This window comes from Nonlabens sp. (assembly GCF_047636915.1).
Lineage (GTDB): Bacteria > Bacteroidota > Bacteroidia > Flavobacteriales > Flavobacteriaceae > Nonlabens.
Window position 1 is genome coordinate 1 of record NZ_JBLIGN010000013.1, and the last position, 17,249, is coordinate 17,249.

The following is a 17,249-nucleotide window of genomic DNA, read 5'->3' on the forward strand; positions in this document are numbered from 1 at the left end:
CCGCTTCCGGGTTTTTAAGGTAATGGCATTTCATGACGTCTTCTGCAGCGAGTTTTTCTAAAAGGAAAATATCATCACCGCTTGAAATATGTAGGTTGTCTTCATATCCGTTCACCTGTTGAAAAGCAGCTTTAGTAAAACTCATATTGGCTCCATTACACATAAATGGCTGGCGGTATGAAAAGCTGCCCATAGTTATCAATTGTAGCGCCACCATTTCCTGTTGCTGTAAGCTGCTTAGAATAGTGTTTTCCTGCTTTATTTGAATAGGCGCTGCTATAAAATGAGCGTCTGTATGCTGGTTGTAGATCGCCTGGTAGGACAGCACCCAGTTTTGAGGTAAAAGGCAGTCGGCATCTGTTGTGATGATGCGGTTGTAGTGGCTCAATTTTATAGCTTGGGTGATTCCGTCTTTTTTACCGCTGGCTGATTTTGGCACTCTATTTATAAGTAACATCTTAAATTTGGGATTCTTTGCTTTAAAAGATTGGAGTAATGGAAGGCTATGATCTGTAGAGTTATCGTTAACAAAAATCCACTGGAGTAGTTCAGGGTCATACTTTTGATGGTAAATAGACTCTAACAGTCTAGGTAAGTTACCTTCTTCATTTCGATAGTTAATGATAATGGAGAAGGGAAGTTTTTTAGTTTCTGGTGTTATTTTAGTTTTAGGGTAGGTGAGCATTTCCTTGGAAAGAAGAAGAATTACCAAAGCATAACCACAAACAACAATAAAAACCAATCCACTCATTCTTCTATAGTTTTAAGCTTTTGGAAAGGAAACAACGCGCATCCTAATATGGTCGGTACTATAGAATTAGTCAACCAGACTAACGTGGTCGCCACAAGAATAGGCTCTACATTGTAAGGTGATCCTTGAAAGACATAAGCGGCCACACTCCATTTAAGAGCGATGTCAAAGAGTTGAAATACGGGAATAATAGAAACGGCTAGATAAAACACGCTTATATCCCTGATCAATAATAGAGGAGTAGATGGATCATCTAGAAGCCATAGAATAAGGAGCCAATTGCTGGCAAATAGCGCATACCTCAATAGGGAATACAGAAGTGTATTGCGCCATTTTTGTAAGGTCATATTTCTAGAATCCCATTTTTTTATGAGCCATACGGCTATGGCTAATACCAGTAAGCAAAGCAATACGGCTGTAGAAATTAATAAATAAACAGCTTCTAATGGAAGACTTTGTTCCAAATAAAACAAAACTCCTATACTGCCTAGAATCGTGGTAATGATCATTTGGGCACTATTGCTGGCAAGAATTCTACTCCATATATTTTTGCGTAAAGTTTTGGCAAAAAATAAGGGTTTTAGGGCAAATTCGCCGGCTCTTAATGGCGTGATAAAACTAGCTGCTTGTGCGGTGAAATTTTGAATTAGGCTTTGGCGAAAGCCTAACACATAAAAATCATGGATCAAGTATTGCCACTTTTTACTTTCTACCAACCAGCTGGATAGACTTATGGAGATCATCAACGGCAACGTGAACCAGGGTAGTTTTTGAAGTGAAAAAAGGATGCTGTCAAAGCTTAAAGGCCGTTCTGTCCATTGCAAATAAAATACGTAAGCGCAAATCACGATAACGATGATTTTTATCAGCGGAGCTAGGAATTGCTTAGATTTGTAAAGCGCGATGGACATGTGCGAAAAATACAACAATTGGCAACAGAAAAAATTATTCTTGGGATAGATCCTGGTACTGCAATCATGGGTTTTGGGATCATAAAGGTACAGGGTAATTCCATGAGTTTTATTCAGATGAATGAATTGGATATGAGAAAATTAAAAGACCCCTATGTAAAACTGCGTCGTATTTTTGAACGCACCATTGAGTTGATTGACACCTATCATCCAGATGAAATTGCTTTGGAAGCCCCGTTTTTCGGTAAGAATGTGCAATCTATGCTCAAATTAGGTAGGGCACAGGGAGTAGCTATGGCAGCTGGACTTTCTAGAGACATACCCGTTTTTGAATACGCGCCTTTAAAGATAAAACAAGCGATTACGGGTAAAGGAAGCGCAAGTAAGGAACAGGTTGCAAAAATGTTGCAAACGCTTTTAGGGATAAAAGAACTCCCTAAAAATTTAGACATGACGGACGGACTTGCTGCTGCAGTATGCCATTTTTACAATAGTGGTAGAATAGAAGTCGGTAAAAATTATACGGGATGGGCAGCCTTTGTAAAACAAAATGAAAAACGCGTTAAGAAGTAATCTATGATAAGTCGTACTTATTTAATGTGGCTATTGTTTTTATTTGGGATTTCTTTTACGGCGGGGTCTCAAGAGGTGGGCGCTTCAAAACCAAGTATTCCTGAGTTATTGAGTTCTTATAATACATCGACTGTTCCTTACTTAAAGGTGCAAACGCTCCAAGAGAATTATAAAGATTACGTCATTTTTGATACCCGAAAAAAAGAAGAATACGATATAAGTCACTTACCTAATGCAACCTGGGTAGGAGAGAAATACGATGTAAAAAAGCTAAGCGCAGTAGGGAAGGATACAAAAATAGTAGTTTATTGCAGCGTAGGAATACGTTCTGAAGAGTATGGGGAGGAAATGCTACAGGACGGTTTTACTCAAGTTTACAATTTATACGGCAGTATATTTTATTGGAAAGATGCCGGTTATAAAGTAGTAGATCAAAACGAGAAGCCTACTCAAAGGGTTCACGTGTATGCAAGGAAATGGGCTACATTTTTAAAGACAGGGGAGAAGGTTTTTTAAATGTATTTTTAGAAAAGAGTCAAGACCGCCGCGCTGTAAGAATAAAGAAGGCAGACTTGATCGTGACTATTTGAGAAATTGAATTCAAATAATGATGCGATTCAATATTCATTTTAGTTTTGTAAATGTGTATTGAGGTTTTTTTAGTAGGTGCATCTTATAGGGAAAGTATTGATAAGAAGCTCATGGAAGTCTAAGAATTAGTTGAATTACAACTGCATTATTTTTGTTTCGCGGGACTGATTAATTGTTTAAGATGCGGGTTACCTGTTCCATTTTAATTGATAGAGTTGTGCTTGCGAGAGGGCTTCATCTTCTCCCAGTTGTATGTTTGTCGCTTCGCAGGAGAGGTAATAGCTTTCCTTATTATGCTCCGTTTTTAAATAGGATATGGCCTCCACTTGTGCACCACCTTCAATATTGATTTCTAGTTTCTCGCCGAATTCAAATGCGCCATTTTTGTAAGCAACTTCAAACACAAAAGGAGTAAGACTGCTGTTATAACCACATAGTAAAATAGTATCTGTGCCATTAAATGTGGCTCCTGTAATTAGTCCTTTTACATTGTGAGAGGTTATTTTCTGAGCGACTTGATCTCGTAGGTTTTTATCCACTTTATAAAGTACGGTGCTTTGATTTTTCCAATCCTTAGAAAAGATATATAAACTACCCTTTATAGCAACGATGGATTCTGCATCATAGGAATGGTTTTGATTTCCTTTTACAAATGTTTTTTGATCAGGATAAGAGATATGTAATTCTTCTACGGAAGCATTTTCATTTTCTAAGTCACTAAGTGCTATTTTATAAATGCTAAGGTCTTTTCGGTTGCCTTGATTATTGCCTATGTCTGCCATGTAAAGATGTGTGTCGTCTTTTGTAATGTCTTCCCAGTCTACTGCTTTCATGTTTTTATAGGTCTTGCTGTAAAGAATAGTTCCCTTTAGGTCTAAAAAGTATAAGGTAGGTAGGTCGCCACTATCGTTGTGTGTGATGAGGTGGCCTTTATAAAATTCTAATCCAGAAGTTTCAGTGAGTGCAGGAACTAGCTCTTTTATGAGCTGTAGTTCTATACCAGCGTCTGTTTTAGGAGCTGTGATCTTTGCTATGGGTGTCTTACACGCCGTAAAGAATAGAAAAAATGGGAGTAGAAGAGCTATTTTTTTCATGGTACAAAATACCCATAACGAACAGTAATAACAATTATGTGTTTTAAAAGCTATAAGTGTCAGGGTCTTTAAAAGTAATTTATTTTATGGTAATCTTAAAAACCCCATGGAAATGCGATAACATTTTAAGCTAGAGGCAAAAAAAAATCCGACTCAGATAACCGAGTCGGATGTTAAATTTTCTGATAATCTTAATTATGCAATAGAAACTCTTTTGAAACCTACGACTACGGCACCTTTAGATGCTACAAATTTTTCAACAGTTTGCTTGTCATCCATAATGTAGTCTTGATCTAGTAATGCTTGCTCTTTATCAAGAGAAGTGTTGTCCGCTACAAAACGTTCGATTTTACCAGGTAAAATTCTATCCCAGATAGCTTCTGGTTTCCCTTCTGCTTTCAAATCAGCTTCATAAGCCGCTTTTGCAGTAGCAAGAGCTTCATCAGTTAACTGAGACTTAGAGATAAAAAGTGGGATATTTAAAAGGCTTTTACCTAAACGTCCACGTTCAATATTATCTTTTTGTATGGCAGCTATACGGGACTCAGTTTCTGATTGAACAAATTCAGCATCAAAATCTTTATAGGAAAGTGTTGTTGCTCCCATAGAAGCTACTTGCATAGAAACAGATTTTGCAACCTCTTCAGCGTGATCACTACCCGTAGAAAGACCAGTTAAGGCGCCGATTTTGTTACCGTGCACATAACCACCTACGAATGGAGCTTCAAAAGCTTCAAAATTACCAATTTCAATTTTCTCGCCAATGACTCCGGTTTGCTCAATCAATTTTTCTTCTACTGTCATGGTGTCGTCAAATTTAGAAGTAAGAACTTCTTCCTTTGAGTTACAGTTTTGAGCTACAGCAGCAATCTTATTTGCTAACGCTACATATGTATCGTTTTTTGAGACAAAGTCAGTTTCACAGTTAAGAGATAAAAGAATACCTCTGGTGTTAGCTTCATTGATGTCTGCAACAACAACTCCCTCAGAAGAATCACGGTCAGCGCGCTTTGCAGCTACTTTCTGACCTTTTTTTCTAAGGATTTCAATTGCTTTATCAAAATCACCTTCAGCTTCAACAAGGGCATTTTTACAGTCCATCATTCCAGCCCCAGTCGTCTTTCTTAGTTTTCCTACTTCAGCAGCAGATATTTTAGCCATTTTAATAAATTTTATACTAGTTATCTAGCGTTATAAGTTTATTCTTCTTCGTCTTTTGCAGGAGTTTCAACTTTGGCATCTTCTGCACTTGCAGTTTTCTTTGCTTTAGCATCGGCTTTAGGTGAAGTTTCTTCGTCAGAAGCTTCGTTTGCTTGATCTTCTGCATTCTTTTCAGACTTGCGATCTTCAAGACCTGCTTTGATAGCATTTGTTACTTCGTTTACAATAATGTCTATAGATTTAGATGCATCATCGTTAGAAGGAATCACGTAATCAATAACACGTGGATTGGAATTGGTGTCCACCATAGCAAAAATAGGAATACCTAATTTCAAAGCCTCTTTTACAGCGATGTGCTCCCTTACGGTATCAACAACAAAAAGAGCCGCTGGCATACGTGTCATTTCAGTAATAGAACCAAGGTTTTTTTCTAATTTTGCACGCATACGGTCTACTTGAAGACGCTCTTTCTTTGAAAGAGTTTCATAACGACCATCTTTCTTCATGCGATCTACAGTAGCCATTTTTTTAACAGCTTTACGTATGGTTACAAAGTTAGTAAGCATTCCACCAGGCCATCTTTCTGTGATGTAAGGCATGTTTGCATCACCAGCATGTTGTGCAACGATATCTTTTGCTTGCTTCTTTGTAGCCACAAAAAGAACTTTACGACCAGAGGCAGCTATCTTACGAAGTGCGTCTGTAGCTTCCTTAAGCTTTGCAGTAGTTTTGTATAAGTTGATAATATGGATCCCGTTACGTTCCATATAGATGTAGGGAGCCATGTTAGGATCCCACTTGCGAGTAAGGTGACCGAAATGGACACCTGCGTCAAGTAAAGACTTGACATCTGAGTTATTTGCCATAATTAAATAGTTTACGTTCTGTCGATAGCAATAATGAAGTGGTCTTAAGCCTTGGCTTAATAGCCTTCACTATTTAGATGCTAAACTGAGCTCTGGAGGCGACCAGGCGTGACAGCAAATTAATATAAATAAAAAAAAGAACAAATCCCGTTTGATAAAAATCAAACGGGAAGGGTAATATTGTTGTATTAACGTTTTGAGAATTGGAATTTCTTTCTGGCTTTCTTCTGACCAAATTTCTTACGTTCCACCATTCTTGGGTCACGAGTCATTAGACCTTCCGGTTTTAATGCTTTGCGATTTTCTTCATCAATCTCTACAAGAGCTCTTGATATGGCAAGACGTATAGCTTCCGCTTGTCCAGTAATTCCTCCACCGTGAACTTTCGCTTTCACATTATATGTGTCCGTTGTGTTTGTAAGAGTGAAAGGTTGTTTTACCTTGTATTGCAACATTCCTGTTGTAAAATAATCGGTAAGATCTTTTTTGTTAACTGTTACTTCACCGGTACCTTCTGAAAGGTACACACGAGCAACGGCAGTTTTTCTTCTACCTATTTTGTGTAATGTTTCCATATTACTTTACCTCGTTAAGATTAATGGTTTTAGGTTGTTGTGCTTCATGTTCGTGCGCAGCACCTGAATACACTTTTAGATTGCGGTATATAGCGCTGCCTAATTTATTCTTAGGTAACATCCCTTTAATAGCACGCTCAACTACACGAGTTGGGTCTTTTGCAAAAAGCTCATCTGCGGTCAAACTGCGCTGTCCACCTGGATAACCAGTGTGTCTAATGTAGGTCTTCTCGCTCCACTTATTGCCGCTTAAGGTTATCTTGTCCGCGTTAATTATGATTACGTTATCTCCACAATCTACATGTGGAGTAAAGTTAGTCTTGTATTTACCTCTCAAAAACTTTGCAGCTATTGAAGACATACGACCTAGTGGCTGCTCAGCAGCATCTATCAGTACCCATTCTTTGTTTACCGTAGCACTATTTGCTGAAATTGTTTTGTAACTTAAAGTATTCACCTTGAAATAGTTTTAATTCTTTGTATGATTTTACTAACTAAAATCGGGCTGCAAATGTAATCTTTTAATTTAGAAAGACAAGCTGCTTCTTTTGATTTTATAATAATTTTTGTAACCTAAATTATTTAGTGCAATAATAGTTCTTTGTTTCGTTTAGGGACTTCTTTTTCTTTCTATAAATAGTTGGACAATCTCCCTTTTGATAAATTAAAATAAATATTTTGACAGTGTATACCTGCAAATAGTTTGCAAATAATTCATAATCAGTGGTTTTATTTTGTTATATTAGCTATCAAAATACTGTCATGAAAAAATTAACCGCATTAGGGATGATCATAGTAATAATGATGACGAGTTGTGATGGAGAGGACGCTAGTAGAAATGCAGCAAGTTCCAATGTTTCTGGAAGTTACGTGTTAACTTCTCTTATAGCAGATGTAGCTGTTGATTTCAATCAGGATGGAGTTACCGATACAGAGCTATTAAACGAGGCAGTTTGTTTTTCTAGTATGAATGTAGATTTTATGACAAACGGTGATTTTACAGCAATCGTCGCTGAGCCGGATTTTGACTCCATGAATGCGTTGTCCTGCCCTACAAGTATGCAAACAGGTACATATATGTTAGATGCGAGTAATTTGCTTACCTTAGTTATTGATGTCAACGGCGGTACGATCACAGAAGATAAACAGGTTGTTCTTTCAGCAACTACTTTCCAATTCACCCTTACAGGTCAGGATTTAGATCAATATATAAGTGGTCGTGTTGGAACACCTGCGGGTTCCATCAATAGTTTACAAGTGGTTTATACTAAAATCTGATTTTTATTTAAAACACTCACAAACTCCAAATGCAAAAAAAAAAGCACTCGTTCCATATTCTTTGGAATTAGTTGCTTTTTTGTACACCAATAGGTAGATTGGATTATTGTTCTATTTTGACACCTTTCCAAAATGCCACATGATTTTCTATTTCTTTTGCGCCATGTTTTGCGTTTGGATAGTACCATGCAGCATCCTTATTCTCGCTTCCATCGACTTCTATGGAGTAATAGTTAGCAACACCTTTCCAAGGGCAATTTGATTGTGTATTGCTTTCTTTAAAGTATTCTTTATGAATACTGTCTGCAGGGAAATAATGATTGTTTTCTATTACTTTGGTGGCATCGCTTTGTGCAATGATTTGATCGTTCCAAGTTGCTTTCATAAAGTTATTTTTTTTTAAATAAGTAATTTTTAAATAGCTTTTCTTGATCTTCAAAAATTTGAGAAATTTGAAGTCCAGATTCTTTAGCTAGCCATTCTACTGTTAAGTCGTCATATTTCTGAGAGATTTCAGTATGAATGGTTTCCCATTTATTGAAATGGACTTTAAGATTCAATTTTTTAATCGTTACCTCACATTCTTCTGTCGCTATGAGGTAGCTTTTTGCGGTTCCATTTTCGGGATCATAAGCTTCCCAGTGCTCAAATTTATGGACTGTAAAGTCAGCATTCATCTCTCGATTTAGTCTATGTAATAAATTGCGATTAAACTCTTGGGTTACTCCAGTAGAGTCTGCATAAGCAGATTGAATTGTATAGGGATCCTTCTTTTGGTCAAAGCCCATAAATAACGTATCCTCAGGTGACATTATTTTTTGAATTTGTTTTAAAAAATCAATGGCTTCTCGATGAGGAAGATTACCGATATTAGATCCCAAAACGATTATGACTTTTGGTCGCTTATTAAATCTACTGAGCGCTTCAAGGACTTTAAAATAAGTTCCTTGCGCACCATGTACTTCCATTTTTGGATAGATGTTTTTAATTGACGTTGATAGATTATCGATGGCATGCTGGCTTATATCTATAGGGATATAGGTAAAATTTGTAGCGTGAACATGAAACTCTTCTAAAAGTACTTTAGTCTTCTTTCCGTCTCCTGCCCCTAATTCTATAAGATCAAAACCTTTTGTAGTTTCAAATAATGCCCTTAATTCACTTTTATATTGATGTATAATATTATACTCAGCATTAGTGAGGTAATATTCTGGTAATGCCATGATTTGCTGGAACAGCTCATCACCGCGATCGTCATAAATATATTTAGAGCTTAAAAACTTAGGAAATGCGCTCAGTCCTTTTTCTACATGTTGTTCAAATTCCAGTTGGAAGGATTCTTTTTTTGTCATAATGATTTGGCAAGACGCAAGCTTGTAAATTGCCATCTAAGTGGCGCGTGAAAAAAGTTTCTATAAGTAGGTCTAGCGTGGTTTGCTGCTGTAGCAAAAGAGCTGCCACGCAGTATTTTCTGGTTGACCATAAATTTACCATTGTATTCTCCTAAAGCACCTTCTGGTTTCTGATAGTTAGGATAGGGAAGATAGGCACTTTCGGTCCATTCCCATCGATTGCCGTGGGGGAATGTTGACTGGGCCACTTCCCATTCAAACTCCGTTGGTAATCGCATGCCTTTCCATTGTGCAAAGGCAAAAGCTTCGTAATAAGAAATATGGGTAACGGCAGCCGCAGGGTCAACTTCTTTGGAACCACCTAATAAATATTGAGTCCAAGTTCTGTTTTCATAATGCCAATACATAGGTGCGTTAATGGAGTTCTTTTTTACCCAATCCCACCCTTCTGTATGCCATAACATTGCGTTAGAATAACCCTTGTCATTCATGAACTCCATCCACTCACCGTTAGTGACAAGGGAATCGCAAATGGCATAGGATTCTAAAAAAACACGATGTCTAGGCTGTTCATTATCATAACAAAATCCTTCTATGTCATGACCTATATGGTAGATGCCTTCCTCTATTTCTATATAACTGGTAGGATTATTTTCAATAATTTCTTCGTTGGCAACAGCACCATATTCTGGTTGCAACGGATTGTTTCCTAATATGTATTTTATATCGGTAAGTAGTAATTCTTGGTGTTGTTTCTCATGGTGGATTCCTATTTCTAGTACGGGAATAACTGCTGCAGTTAAATGGTTTTCAATCAATTGCTTCATATGAAAGCTTACATAAGCTCTATATTTAAATACTTCCTCGACGCTAGGTCTGGAAAGATTGCCGCGATCTGTGCGTACGACGCGTTTTCCTATGCTTTCATAATAACTATTAAACACATAAGCATAATTCTTATGATATCTTTTATAACCAGGAAGGTGAGGATCGAGCAAAAATTCTTCAAAAAACCAGGTCGTATGACCTAGATGCCATTTGGGTGGCGATATGTCCACACTTGGCTGTACGACATAATCCTCTGTTTGTAGAGGTTTACAAATTTGCTCAGAGGCAGCACGCGTTTGAGTGAAAAGTTCTAGAAATTGAATGGTAGACATCATCTTCTCAAAAATAGGAGTTTTTTATCTGTTAGGCTTTCGCGAAAGCGTTAATCTCCTATTAAAATACAAAACCCCTGCTTTTCTCCTTTTTTAAAATAAAAATAAAGACCAGTATTCCTAAGGTATAGGTGAGAGCGCGGCGGTAATAAGGTCTTAAAAACTTAAGTCCTCCTATTATTTATACATTCAATGGATGTAGCTTGTATGGAATTGTCAACATGGAGAAAAGGTAAAGGAAGACTAGAAGAACCCAAAACCTATGTGTTTTGAGAATAAATGACAGCGATGAACTGTACGTACAGACCTAATTGACAAGTTGTTGTAATAAAGAAGATTTTTGGATAATTAATTGGTGCATACCCAGACAGAAGCTTTGTGGTAGAGTTGGTCATGACAAAGTCTTCTATGGAGGCCATTGAATCTGATCTCTAAAATAAAAGAGGTAATGCATCGCTGTGTTCCATACTAACTAGTGCCGTTTTATGATATATGTTGTCAGAATCAAAATGGCTGTTTTTTGTGAAGCAAGGAGTTTTATAGAATGGAGAGCACGATTTTCAGGTTTTAAAGAACTAACTATCTAAATAATTAAAACGGGAAACCCGTAATAAACTGATTTTCATTTTTGTGTTGTCTTCTGTTTAAGAAGGAGCCGTTGGGAAGGCGCTGAGGGATTTAAATAAGCGAATGGCTAAATAGGTTTGTAACTCCATGTGCCATTATTGTTGATGGGATTTCCAGGCTCGTCTCCAGCCTTTCCGCTCTCTTTTCTTCATTTTCACTTGCGATGCAATCTTGTCCTTTGATCCTTTTTGTACGCTCTTTTCACTTTACGGTACTATCTGTCTAGAGAGATGTATCTTTAATTTAGGCCTTTTGCCTTTTCTATATTGGATTCATTTTGCCAGCAGGAGTAGCATCTTTAAAAAAAAGTTTGCCTATAAATAAAGAGCTTTATGTCTGTAGGAAGTGGTGTCCACCTTAGGATAATTTCTGTACATCCCTTTTTGAGCCTTGGACAGCGCAGAAATTAAAAGAATGCTTTAAAAAGAAGTGTCAGGAGATCTAGTTACACAGCTACAATTCCTTTAATCGCAGGATGAGGATGGTAGTTTTCTAATGTAAAATCTTCGTATTTAAAATCAAAGATGTTTTTGATTTCTAGGTTGAGTTTCATCTGAGGAAGTTCTCTAGGTTCTCTTGTTAACTGTAAGTCTACTTGTTCTCTTAGGTTGTTGTAGATATGAACGTCTCCAAAACTATGGATAAAATCTCCATATTCTAGATTACAAACTTGTGCGACCATCATGGTAAGTAAGGCATAACTGGCAATATTAAATGGAACGCCTAGAAAAACATCGGCACTGCGCTGGTATAATTGACAGCTCAACTTGTTGTTGGCGACATAAAATTGAAAAAAGGCATGGCAGGGTGGTAAGGCAGCTTTGCCATTTGCTACGTTTTCTGTAAAACTTTTATTCGTGTCTGGCATGACGCTTGGATTCCATGCGCTTACCATCATGCGGCGGCTGTTAGGATTTGTTTTTAAGGTATGGATAACCTCTTTGATTTGGTCTATTCCTTCATTGTTCCAGTTGCGCCATTGGTATCCATAAACCGGCCCTAAATTGCCGTTTTCATCGGCCCATTCGTTCCATATTTTCACATCGTGATCCTTGAGGTATTGAATATTTGTATCGCCTGAAAGAAGCCACAACAATTCGTGAATAATAGACTTAAGGTGCACTTTTTTAGTAGTTACTAAAGGGAATCCTTTTTCAAGATCAAAACGCATTTGATGCCCAAAAAGGCTGCGTGTTCCAGTTCCTGTGCGGTCCCCTTTATCAACGCCCTTATCTAAAATATCTTGAAGTAAGTCTTGGTATTGTTTCATAATGAAATGTATGGTAAGTGTTTTTTTCTTTGGTATCTCGATAGCGCTCCGAGCTAGGATACCCACAAAATTACAGTTATAAATTACTATAAATCAATTTTTAAAGATAAATAAACCGATAATTAGGCAGCTATTTCTATTCACTGGCGCTAAGTAAATTGGAATCAAGGGTAAAGGATTTTGCCCATAAAACGGCACTTTCTAAGGTGTTGAAGTATCCAAAAGAGCCACCGTAAAGAGATTGCTCGGTGGCAGCCCGTGTTTTTTGTTCTTGGGTAGTGCCTACTATTGCAATTCCAATCATTGCCGCTGGATTTACTAATTTATAAACTTTAGGATCCACCTCGTTACCGAATTCACGATTAGAGATAAAAACAATCTTGCCGTTCCCAAAATGCTTGTCGATATCAGCAAGCATTTGAATTGCTATTTCCTTAGTTACGGTTACGTCAGGATTTAAAATTCCTATCACGTAATTTTCATGACAGTACATAGTACCGAAAGGATATTCAAATTTTTGAAGATGATCCGTAAAATCCAAGAGGTTTGTTTTAAATTAATTTGGCAATCAAAAATAAGAAATTAGTTTAACAAAAAATTAAGGTAAATGGATTATTTAATAGAAATTAGCCAAAAAGCATTCCAGCAATTGTCGCTGTCAGCAACGCGGCACAAGTACCTCCTATCAATGCTTTTATTCCAAAAGCAGCTAGAGTTTTGCGTTGTCCAGGAGCAAGCACCCCTATTCCACCTATTTGGATTCCTATGGATGCAAAGTTTGCAAATCCACAAAGTGCGTAAGTAGCTATTACTATAGAACGATAGTTGACTATAGTTCCTGCGGCTTTTAATTTACTTAAAGATGCATAGGCAAAGAATTCGTTAAGGATAGTCTTTTCTCCTAGTAGCTGTCCTACAGCCACGATATCGTCAGAAGGAACTCCTATGACCCATGCAACTGGTGCAAATAGATTCCCTAATATGTATTGCATAGAGAATTTTTCATAACGTCCTTGAGTGGTTTCCACTATAAGGTCATTAAGACCTGTTGTGTCTCCTATAAGATCACCTAAGAACCAATTTACCACTGCAATAATAGCGGTAAAAACCAATAACATCGCACCTACATTAACGGCTAGTTTTAGACCGTCAGTAGTTCCACGGGATATGGCATCTAATACGTTGGAGCCTATTTTTTCTTTAGAAATATCTAGTTTACGATCTATCGTTTCAGGATTAGTTTCTGGATAGAGCATTTTTGCCATAACAATAGCTGCTGGAGCGCTCATGATGGAAGCTGTGATCAGGTGTTGAGCAAAAATCGCTTTGGTCTCTGGATCTGTACCTCCTAAAAATTCGATAAAAGCGGCAAGAACGCCACCAGCTATGGTAGCCATACCTCCTACCATAAGGCAAAGCATCTCCGACTTGGTCATTTTTTCTAGGTAAGGTTTAACGACAAGAGGCGCTTCTGTCTGACCTATAAAAATGTTAGCTGCTGCTGCAAGTGATTCGGCTCCACTTAATCTCATGGTTTTACTCATGACCCATGCAAACACAAATACTATCTTTTGTAAAATACCTAGATAATAAAGTAAGGAGGTAAATGCGCTAAAAAATATGATGGTAGGCAGTACCTTAAAAGCAAAGATATAACCCATGCTTTGCGAGGGGTCCACTAATCCTCCAAATACAAATTGAGCCCCTTGTTCAGAGACGGCAAGAAATTCTACTACAAGGTCTGCAATCCATTTGAAGACCATTGCTACCTCATCCACTAGAATGAATAGAGTGGCAAAGGTGATTTGTAAGCTCACTCCTATAACTACAAGTCGCCAATCTATTTTTTTTCTATTGGCACTGAAAGCAAAACCAATCCCTAAAATGAAAACAATGCCTATAATACCTCTGTACATACTTTCGAAAGTGACTTGAGGTTGATTCACATTAGAGAGAGCGATATTTGAAGTCTCTGATGCTTCTTGAGAAAAACCAAATAAACTTCCACCTAATAGGAATAAAGCAGCAATTAAATATTTTTGGGTGGATGACGGGATCATAAAAATAATTTTATCGCTTGGAGATCTCATCTCTTATCTGGACTGCTAATTCATAGTTTTCGTTAGAAACGGCTTCACTTAGCATTTTATTCAGTTCTGGCAAAGTAAATCTACTGTAATCATTTGCTTCTTTAGTGGCAGAACTTATGAGCTCATCGATCATTTTTTCACTCCCCAATTCTTTTATATCCAGTTCCTTGTCTGGTTTTATATGTTGTTGAATTCCTGCTTCTTCAAGTATGTTTTCATAAGTAAAAACAGGAGCATTGAATCGTACGGCAAGTGCTATAGCATCACTGGTACGGGCATCGATAATTTCTTCAATCTTATCTCTTTCACAAATAAGGCTGCTATAAAAAACTCCGTCTACTAATTTGTGAATAATCACTTGTTTAACAACGATAGAAAATCGCTGTGCAAAGCTTTTGAATAAATCGTGAGTAAGAGGTCGCGGTGGGCTCAGCTCTTTTTCTAAAGCTATAGCGATACTTTGCGCTTCAAATGCACCTATGACTATAGGTAATTGCCTCGATCCGTCTACTTCCTTAAGGACTAATGCGTAAGCACCGTTTTGTGTCTGGCTGTAGGAGATACCTCGTATGTTAAGTCGTTTTAGACTCATTTTTTTTATGTGCTAGGTATGGAATTTGTTTTTGCTTTTTCTAGGTGTTTTAAAAATCGGACTTTTAATTTTAAATCTTGGATCATTTTCTCCATACTGGTAATGCGGAGTTTAAAATACGGGTATTTAATTTTTTAAAAGCTCTGATTTACGCTTTGACATAAATTGAATAAGCGATGCCATAAAAAAGGCTGTGCAAAAATGAGGTTTTTCTCCTATTGCACAGCCTTAAATTTAATAAATTCTTGATTAACTGTAAAGAATTTTAAGCGTTTGCCGCTTTAAAAGCTTTTAATTTTTCAATTAAAGCAGGAACTACTTCAAATGCGTCGCCTACAACTCCATAGTCTGCGGCCTTAAAGAAAGGAGCTTCTGGGTCTGTATTGATGACTACCTTTATTCTTGAAGAGTTGATTCCTGCAAGATGCTGGATGGCTCCAGAAATACCTATAGCGATGTATAAGTTAGAAGCAACTGGCTTGCCAGTTTGTCCTACATGTTCTCCGTGAGGCCTCCACCCTAGATCACTTACTGGTTTGGAACAAGCTGTTGCAGCGCCTAAAACGTCTGCAAGCTCTTCAATCATTGCCCAGTTTTCTGGACCTTTCATTCCACGTCCTGCGCTTACCACAACTTCTGCATCTGCAATAGTTACCTTATCGGTAGCTTTGTCTACAGATTGAACAGCAACGGTAAAGTCTGCATCATTCAACGATGGGGCAAATGATTGAACAGCGCAATCGGTGGCATTTTCTTTAAGACCATAAGCGTTTTTGGAAAGGCCTATTAATTTTACGTCTGTGCTAATTTCAGTATGAGAAAAAGCTTTGTTGGTAAAAACAGTTCTTTTTACGGTAAATGGAGACGCGCTAGAAGGAAGTTCTGTCACATTAGAAACATAACCAGCTTCTAAATGTACACTTACAAGTGATCCTAAATATTTAGAATCTGCACTGGAACTTATGATCACCACTTTTGCATCCTCAGCTTTTGCAGCTTGTGCGATAGCATTTGCATAGGCAGCAGCATTAAATTTATCTAATTTAGCATCACTTACATTGTGTAATCTGGTCACACCATAAGTTCCTAATTCCCCAGCGTCATTTGCATTAAAAGATATAGCGGCAACATCTGTTCCCATCATATCTGCAACTCCTTTTGCATAACTAGATACTTCATAAGCAGTTTTTTTAAAACTACCGTTTTCTGATTCGGTGTATACGAGTACGGACATATATTTTAATTTTTATTGTAGCATCCTAACAAAAGAACGTTTACTTGATTTTTTGTGGTCTCGCTTTCGCGAAAGCGGATCACTTATAATTATTATCGATAGTATCAAAGAACCTTACATTCTTATTATCAATCGATTAAATTGCTTTTGCCTCGTTGTGTAGCAAGTCTATCAATTTATCGAGATCACCAGCGTCTACTAAGGTCACTTGACCTTTAGGTACTGGTTTTATAAAAGAAACACTAGTTGTTTCTGTGAGGGTATCTGTCGCAGGAATTACAGTTAATGGTTTTTTACGGGCCATCATAATTCCTCTCATGTTAGGGATCCTTAAGTCGCTTTCTTCTACAAGTCCTTTCTGTCCGCCGATAACTAAAGGCAAGGTGGTTGTAGAAGTTTCTTTTCCACCATCGATCTCACGAATAGCTGTTGCCACAGAGCCTTCTACCTCAAGAGAAATACAAGTGTTTATAAAACTAGCTCCAGTCATAGCAGCTACCATTCCTGGTACCATACCGCCATTATAATCTATAGATTCACGGCCTGCAATGATCAGATCATAGCCGCCATCTTTAACAACGGCGCTTAGTTGTTTGGCCACCTGATAACCGTCAGTTGCTGGAGTATCTACTCGTATAGCAGCATCTGCACCTATGGCAAGTGCTTTTCTTAATGTTGGCTCTACCTCAGCTCCACCTACAGTAACTACATCTACACTAGCTCCTTGTTTTTCTTTGAACCACATGGCGCGAGTTAACCCAAATTCATCGTTTGGGTTGATCACAAATTGCACACCATTGGTGTCGAATTGTGTATCGTTATCTGTAAAATTGATTTTTGAAGTGGTATCTGGCACGTGGCTGATACATACTAATATTTTCATATTTTATAGTCTTTTAAATCCTATTCAATCGATTGCGAAAATACAAAAAAAACAGATAATAAACTATGCATGCATAATAAAATTTTGTTTAATATGTAAATCTTTGTTGATTTTCAATATTTTTTAAATGGTGTACAAGTCTTGTTCTATATAGCTTTAGGTGAAGTTAGTTGAATCTGGAATGAGAATAGTAAGTAAATGAGATATTTTTTAATCTAAAATTATGGCATGCTAAGATTAT

19 protein-coding genes are annotated in these 17,249 nt (G+C 37.4%); 3 read left to right on the forward strand and 16 right to left on the reverse strand.

What is annotated here, in order from left to right:
• Together ACJAT0_RS03705 and ACJAT0_RS03710 are read right to left on the reverse strand one after the other, a co-directional pair.
• The coding region (locus ACJAT0_RS03705) for a glycosyltransferase (RefSeq protein ID WP_415180578.1) at positions 1-751 on the reverse strand (751 nt) is incomplete at its 3' end.
• A complete protein-coding gene (locus ACJAT0_RS03710; protein ID WP_415180579.1) occupies positions 748-1,662 on the reverse strand; it encodes a lysylphosphatidylglycerol synthase domain-containing protein in 915 nt (304 codons plus the stop codon). The genes ACJAT0_RS03710 and ACJAT0_RS03705, both read right to left, overlap by 4 nt.
• 18 nt (positions 1,663-1,680) lie before the next feature.
• On the opposite strand from ACJAT0_RS03710, the gene ruvC reads away from it, so the two are divergent.
• Entirely contained in the window at positions 1,681-2,235 is a 555-nt protein-coding gene (ruvC, locus tag ACJAT0_RS03715) for a crossover junction endodeoxyribonuclease RuvC (protein WP_374004395.1), read from the forward strand.
• A gap of 3 nt (positions 2,236-2,238) precedes the next feature.
• A complete protein-coding gene (locus ACJAT0_RS03720; protein WP_415180580.1) occupies positions 2,239-2,751 on the forward strand; it encodes a rhodanese-like domain-containing protein in 513 nt (170 codons plus the stop codon).
• Positions 2,752-3,014: 263 nt separating this feature from the next.
• Here ACJAT0_RS03720 and ACJAT0_RS03725 read toward each other — a convergent pair whose 3' ends face one another.
• The 5 genes from ACJAT0_RS03725 to rplM form a co-directional block, all read right to left on the reverse strand.
• On the reverse strand, positions 3,015-3,920 hold the full coding sequence (locus ACJAT0_RS03725) for a hypothetical protein (protein ID WP_415180581.1): 906 nt from the start codon (positions 3,918-3,920) through the stop codon (positions 3,015-3,017).
• Positions 3,921-4,115: 195 nt separating this feature from the next.
• Positions 4,116-5,081 (reverse strand): translation elongation factor Ts, encoded by a 966-nt coding sequence (tsf, locus tag ACJAT0_RS03730; protein WP_415180582.1) that lies wholly within the window; start codon positions 5,079-5,081, stop codon positions 4,116-4,118.
• A gap of 38 nt (positions 5,082-5,119) precedes the next feature.
• Complete coding sequence (gene rpsB / locus ACJAT0_RS03735; protein ID WP_374004399.1) at positions 5,120-5,947, reverse strand: 30S ribosomal protein S2; 828 nt, start codon at positions 5,945-5,947, stop codon at positions 5,120-5,122.
• Between the two features lie 188 nt (positions 5,948-6,135).
• Positions 6,136-6,522 carry a 30S ribosomal protein S9 gene (rpsI, locus tag ACJAT0_RS03740; RefSeq protein WP_374004400.1) on the reverse strand — a complete coding sequence of 129 codons (387 nt, stop codon included), beginning with the start codon at positions 6,520-6,522 and terminating at the stop codon, positions 6,136-6,138.
• 1 nt (position 6,523) lies between these two features.
• Positions 6,524-6,979, reverse strand: a complete 456-nt coding sequence (rplM, locus tag ACJAT0_RS03745) for a 50S ribosomal protein L13 (RefSeq protein ID WP_374004402.1) — start codon at positions 6,977-6,979, stop codon at positions 6,524-6,526.
• Positions 6,980-7,284: 305 nt separating this feature from the next.
• Between rplM and ACJAT0_RS03750 the strand changes: the two genes are divergently transcribed.
• Positions 7,285-7,800, forward strand: a complete 516-nt coding sequence (locus tag ACJAT0_RS03750) for a hypothetical protein (protein WP_415180583.1) — start codon at positions 7,285-7,287, stop codon at positions 7,798-7,800.
• Positions 7,801-7,903: 103 nt separating this feature from the next.
• Here the strand turns inward: ACJAT0_RS03750 and ACJAT0_RS03755 are convergent, their stop codons facing one another.
• The 9 genes from ACJAT0_RS03755 to ACJAT0_RS03795 all read right to left on the reverse strand — a co-directional run bounded on the left by ACJAT0_RS03755 (position 7,904) and on the right by ACJAT0_RS03795 (position 17,008).
• Entirely contained in the window at positions 7,904-8,185 is a 282-nt protein-coding gene (locus tag ACJAT0_RS03755; protein ID WP_415180584.1) for a DUF427 domain-containing protein, read from the reverse strand.
• A 4-nt stretch (positions 8,186-8,189) separates the two neighbouring features.
• Positions 8,190-9,152, reverse strand: coding sequence for an L-histidine N(alpha)-methyltransferase (locus ACJAT0_RS03760; RefSeq protein WP_415180585.1), 963 nt, complete (start codon positions 9,150-9,152; stop codon positions 8,190-8,192).
• Entirely contained in the window at positions 9,149-10,315 is a 1,167-nt protein-coding gene (gene egtB / locus ACJAT0_RS03765) for an ergothioneine biosynthesis protein EgtB (protein WP_415180586.1), read from the reverse strand. The genes ACJAT0_RS03760 and egtB overlap by 4 nt, the downstream gene beginning before the upstream one ends.
• Before the next feature lie 1,069 nt (positions 10,316-11,384).
• Positions 11,385-12,209 (reverse strand): thymidylate synthase, encoded by an 825-nt coding sequence (locus tag ACJAT0_RS03770; protein ID WP_415180587.1) that lies wholly within the window; start codon positions 12,207-12,209, stop codon positions 11,385-11,387.
• Positions 12,210-12,345: 136 nt separating this feature from the next.
• Positions 12,346-12,750, reverse strand: a complete 405-nt coding sequence (locus ACJAT0_RS03775; protein WP_415180588.1) for a thymidylate synthase — start codon at positions 12,748-12,750, stop codon at positions 12,346-12,348.
• A gap of 85 nt (positions 12,751-12,835) precedes the next feature.
• Complete coding sequence (locus ACJAT0_RS03780; protein ID WP_374004411.1) at positions 12,836-14,269, reverse strand: NupC/NupG family nucleoside CNT transporter; 1,434 nt, start codon at positions 14,267-14,269, stop codon at positions 12,836-12,838.
• A gap of 10 nt (positions 14,270-14,279) precedes the next feature.
• Entirely contained in the window at positions 14,280-14,891 is a 612-nt protein-coding gene (locus tag ACJAT0_RS03785) for a bifunctional nuclease domain-containing protein (RefSeq protein ID WP_374004412.1), read from the reverse strand.
• Between the two features lie 265 nt (positions 14,892-15,156).
• Positions 15,157-16,125, reverse strand: coding sequence for an electron transfer flavoprotein subunit alpha/FixB family protein (locus ACJAT0_RS03790; protein ID WP_415180589.1), 969 nt, complete (start codon positions 16,123-16,125; stop codon positions 15,157-15,159).
• A 136-nt stretch (positions 16,126-16,261) separates the two neighbouring features.
• Positions 16,262-17,008 carry an electron transfer flavoprotein subunit beta/FixA family protein gene (locus tag ACJAT0_RS03795; RefSeq protein WP_374004414.1) on the reverse strand — a complete coding sequence of 249 codons (747 nt, stop codon included), beginning with the start codon at positions 17,006-17,008 and terminating at the stop codon, positions 16,262-16,264.
• Between the last annotated feature and the right edge of the window lie 241 nt (positions 17,009-17,249).